The 4,385-nt window shown below is 46.7% G+C and carries 5 protein-coding genes; 3 read left to right on the plus strand and 2 right to left on the minus strand.

Annotation, left to right across the window (positions count from 1 at the left end; translation table 11 throughout):
- The 3 genes from Q0668_RS15500 to Q0668_RS15510 all read left to right on the plus strand — a co-directional run.
- On the plus strand, window positions 1-626 hold a 626-nt coding region (locus Q0668_RS15500; protein ID WP_298866279.1), incomplete at its 5' end, for a DUF1559 domain-containing protein.
- 172 nt (window positions 627-798) lie between these two features.
- On the plus strand, window positions 799-1,641 hold the full coding sequence (locus Q0668_RS15505) for a DUF1559 domain-containing protein (RefSeq protein WP_298866281.1): 843 nt from the start codon (window positions 799-801) through the stop codon (window positions 1,639-1,641).
- A 61-nt stretch (window positions 1,642-1,702) separates the two neighbouring features.
- Window positions 1,703-2,455 carry a DUF1559 domain-containing protein gene (locus Q0668_RS15510; protein ID WP_298866283.1) on the plus strand — a complete coding sequence of 251 codons (753 nt, stop codon included), beginning with the start codon at window positions 1,703-1,705 and terminating at the stop codon, window positions 2,453-2,455.
- Window positions 2,456-2,462: 7 nt separating this feature from the next.
- Here the strand turns inward: Q0668_RS15510 and Q0668_RS15515 are convergent, their stop codons facing one another.
- The gene (locus tag Q0668_RS15515; protein ID WP_298866285.1) at window positions 2,463-3,221 is read right to left on the minus strand and encodes a 5'-methylthioadenosine nucleosidase; all 759 of its coding nucleotides are present in this window, start codon (window positions 3,219-3,221) and stop codon (window positions 2,463-2,465) included.
- Window positions 3,218-4,385: 3-phosphoserine/phosphohydroxythreonine transaminase (gene serC / locus Q0668_RS15520; protein WP_366918910.1), on the minus strand; the 1,168-nt coding region annotated here is incomplete at its 5' end. The genes serC and Q0668_RS15515, both read right to left, overlap by 4 nt.

Consider the following 4,385-nt stretch of genomic DNA (forward strand, 5'->3'; position numbering starts at 1 on the left):
ATGGCGCAAATTACGTGCCAAAGCGAGGGAAGTCATCTGGGAAATGCGGGTTGAAGCAAATCGGCCTGGCAATGCATAACTACCATGAGACACATCGCGTGTTCCCACCGGGTGGCATCGAAACCACAGAGGGAAAGCCATACCATAGTTGGCAGACGATGATTCTCCCCTTTGTAGAACAGGCACGACTCTATAATCAGATTGATTTTGATCACCCATGGACTGATCCTGCCAATCAGAGTTTGTTCCAACAGGAAATCCCACAATACTTAAATCCTGCGATAGAAGAAAAAGTTTCACCGGAAGGTTTAGGGCTTTCCCATTACGTCGGAAACAAGCTCTTGCTGAAGACCAACGGAAGAACTCAACTCCGAAACATTATTGACGGCTCATCAAACACCATCATGGCGGTTGAAACAGGCGAAAACTTCAAACCCTGGGGTGATCCCACAAACATTGGAGATCCAGCCACTCTCATCGGAGGGGGTAAGAAAACCTCTTTCAGAGGCGGAAACCATGTCCTGCTAAGTGATGGTAGCGTGCGTTTCGTCTCGGAAAATATTGACCCAGCGGTGTTAAAAGCATTGAGCACACCTGACGGTGGTGAAGTGATTGGCGACTTTTAGCCAACAATCTTTAGATTGAATCCAGAGCAGAGAGAAACATATTTCATGACAGACAAGCCTCACAAACCAGAGCAAAAAAAAAAATCATTCCCAAAATTCACCACACAAAAAGAATGCAACCGCATTTTACATCAAACTGGTCATTACGGGAATTTCTCTCTATATCATCCTTGTGCTGGGCGCTTTCTTTTATACCGGAGTCCGGGAAGCTCGTAATGCCGTTCGACGCAAAGAAATAAAACAGAATTTGACTCAGATTGGAATCGCTCTTGAAAAATACCATGCAAAGCAAATTCACGAAGAAACACTCAGTCAAGGGATAACCCCAAAAGCACCTTCCCCCACCAGCATTGTATCAACCCGCTCACAACCAATTGCTCCCACATCCTTTCTAGATAGAATTAATTTGGCAACAAACCGCTCTAATTCGAGAAAAAACATGAAACAGATCGGACTGGCGATGTACAATTATCATTCTACCTATCGATGTTTTCCGCCGGGTGGCACAGAGACCCAAAAAGGCCTACCGTATCACAGCTGGCAGACATCTATCCTCCCCTTTGTTGATCAGGCTTCAATCTACTATAAAATCAATTTTAACAAGCCTTGGAGTGATCCTCAAAATCACAAACTGTTTAAGAACAAGGGCCCTTTCTACTTGAACCCCTCGATCAAAGAGAAAGTCGCCCCTGATGGATCTGCCCTATCGCATTTTGTGGGAAACAGCCTCCTGCTAAAGAAAAATCATAGCAGTCGCTTCCAGGAAATTTTGGATGGCAAGCAACATACAATAATGGCGGTAGGACGGGGCAATCATTTCAAAGCCTGGGGCGACCCGACTTCTCTGGCAGAACCAAGTCAAATTATTGGACCTGATAAAATCTCATCATTTCCCGATGGTAATTACGCTCTGATGTGTGATGGCAGCGTGCGTTTGATCGCCAAAGATATTAATCCCTCAATACTCAAAGCTTTGAGTACCCCCAATGGTGGTGAAAAAATCGGCGACTATTAGTGCTTCATTTGGATAGAATTGATTTAGCACTCAACTCCAATAGATCAATAAGGCAAAACAATTGGAAGACTATAAGCAGGTTCATCCACCTGAGAACAACAACACGACGACACATTGGATAACACCAGCAATAACCATAGGCGGGGTTATCATAGTAATCCTGATGTTAGTAGTTCTCATCTTGCCGGTAGTCCAACAAGCCCGTGAGACCTCAGGAGCTCCTAAATCGAAAAATAATATGAAACAAATCGGATTAGCACTCCACAACTATCACGACAAGCACTCGATTTTTCCTCCTGGTGCCATCGAAACCACAGACGGAAGACCTTATCACAGCTGGCAGACTTCGATTCTGCCTTTTGTGGATCAGAACTCGCTATACAATCAAATTAATTTCAATAAAGCCTGGCATGATCCCGCTAATCAGATGATTTTTCAACAGAAAATCCGCGTTTACTTAAACCCCTCAATACAAGAAACGGCTCCAGTGAATGGATATGAGATATCTCATTACAGAGGAAATGAGCTTGTGCTAAAAAAGAACAATGGATTTCGGATCGTAGATATCAAAGATAGTACCCCAAATACAATTATGGCTATGGAAATAGGAGAAAACTTCAAGCCTTGGGGAGATCCGACCAATATTACAAATCCACCCAATATCATAGGTTCCGGTAAAAAAACAACTTACAAAGGAGGTTATCAAGTCTTAATGGCTGATGGCAGCGTGCGTTTCATTTCAGAAGACGTTGACCGCGCGGTATTAAAAGCCTTGAGCACGCCCGATGGCGGTGAAGTTTTAGGTGAGTTTTAGGTGACTATTAGTGTCGAGCTTCATAAAGTTGAGTTACCACACCTTCCAGAAAACTGGCCAGTCGCGTTGCCGCTCGTGAGGCATCGCCGCGCATTTTCCACATCTCTTTGATGCTTTCCGGTCGTTTGAAGACGGCGCCCAATGCGGCCCCGGCCCTGACGGCTCCCGTTTCTCCTAGAATCGACATGACTTCGGAAGGCAAATCAACAGAACAATCGTCGCTGATCACGCGAATCGCCATGAAGCCTTTCTTCTCGGCCTCGCAGACTTGCGCTACTGCCAGACTTTCGAGATCCACTGCCAGTGCATCATGCTGTTCGGCCAGACGCAATTTTTCTTCAACCGTGCGGACAATCTGATCGGTATTGATAATCCGACCGACATAAAGCCCCTGTTCCGGGTCTTCCGGGAAATGCACATCATTTTTCAGTTCCTGACCATGCAGATCACTCACTGAAGTCGCCACGACAATATCGCCGATTTTCATGCCCGTCTGCAGTGCACCAGAAAAACCCACCGATAAGACCCAGGGGGGCGAATGTGCGTCGATCAAAGCTTGTGTCGCTGCACGCGCGCGGGCGAACCCGACTCCCGTCTGCACGACTGCGACTTTGATCCGATCCAGAAAACCGCCTCGAAACACATACGAACCGCCGGTATATTTTTTGACGTGCTCACACCGATCCAGAAACGGCTGGATCTCCATAGGCAGGGCACAGACCAGCCCTATATCCGCATGCGATTTATCGAGTTCGGATTGATTCAAGAAGCATGTTCCTTTTCAAACTGACTCATCATTTCGATTAACTTATCAATGCCAGACTCAGGAAAGGCATTATAAATACTTGCTCGCATGCCGCCTACACTGCGATGTCCTTTTAATCCATCCAGCCCGGCAGCCGTCGCCTGTGCGATGAACTGCGCATCCAGATCCGCATCGCCGGTCACAAAAGTCACGTTCATCAGAGAACGGTCTTGTTTCGCAGCCGTCGGTTTAAAGAGCTGACTCGAATCGAGATAATCATACAGCTTACCCGCTTTTGCTTGATTTTTCTGCCCCATAGCCGCTAATCCACCCTGATCTTTCAACCATTGCAGAACGCGTCCCAGTACATAAATCCCAAACGTCGGCGGCGTATTGAACATCGAACCCGCTTCAGAATGTGTGCGGTATTGCAGCATAGTGGGAATGTCAGTCGGGCCCTGCTCTATCAAATCATCCCGAATAATGACGACCGCCATGCCACTGGGTCCCAGATTTTTCTGAGCACCAGCGTAAACGATACCGTATTTTGAGATGTCGATGGGGCGTGAGAAAATATCGCTACTCGCATCGCAAATCAAAGGGACTCCCGCGGGAACCGTTGGCTCAGTCGCGAACTCGGTACCATAAATCGTATTGTTCGAGGTGAAATGCACGTACGCGGGCTGCTCACTTAGTGTGACTTCCTCCGGAATATAGGAAAAATTTTTGTCTTCGCTATTACAGGCAATATTCACGTTTCCAAATTTTTTAGCCTCTTTGACGGCTTTTTTCGACCAGGAACCGGTCACCAGATAGTCGGCGGTCTGATCTTTGGAAAGCAAATTCGTAGGGATCATGTAAAATTGAGTTGAAGCCCCACCCTGCAAAAACAGGATTTTATAATTATCGGGTACCGATGCAAGTTCCCGGCAGAGCGCTTCAGCCTGCTCGTAAACGGCAATGAAGGCTTTACTCCGGTGAGAATGCTCAAGAACACCAATCCCCGTGTCTCCCAGTGAAATCAGATCCTCTTGTGCCTGTTCCAGTACAGAAAGTGGGAGAGCAGCGGGTCCCGCGGAAAAGTTGTAAATTCTTTCTCTCATTTTAGATATCTCAACATCATTTGCAGACGGAAATAGTGTTTCCGCCCTGAGTAACCTGTTTGGTGTCAATAATACGGACGTG

It is taken from the genome of uncultured Gimesia sp. (genome assembly GCF_937910335.1).
Classification (GTDB): domain Bacteria; phylum Planctomycetota; class Planctomycetia; order Planctomycetales; family Planctomycetaceae; genus Gimesia.